The following is a 237-nucleotide window of genomic DNA, read 5'->3' as shown; positions in this document are numbered from 1 at the left end:
AATCAGGTACAGAGGCTTTTGTTTTTGTGATAACAAAGAATGTAAAAATACATACAGCTCAGATGATATTATTGGTAAAAGTGCCGAGTATTACATCGAACTGTTTGATACAAATCAGATCTCTAAATTTTCTCAAGCTCAACAATCTTTTCCAAAAATCTGTGTGTATCTAAAACGTGCTCGACATATCGATTTGAGCGGCATAAAAAAAACAGGAGAAATGTATAGAGTTGTTCG

The 237-nt window shown here is 33.3% G+C and carries 1 protein-coding gene; it reads left to right on the top strand.

The window, feature by feature from the left end; genetic code table 11:
• Positions 1-237: hypothetical protein (locus tag R0K30_RS23450; protein WP_410613423.1), on the top strand; the 237-nt coding region annotated here is incomplete at both ends.

Origin of the sequence: Bacillus sp. SIMBA_154, assembly GCF_046536015.1 — a bacterium.
GTDB classification, from domain to species: Bacteria; Bacillota; Bacilli; order Bacillales; family Bacillaceae; genus Bacillus; species Bacillus pumilus_P.
Note: the sequence above shows the minus strand (reverse complement) of the source record. Positions and strands in the feature narration are given on the sequence as shown.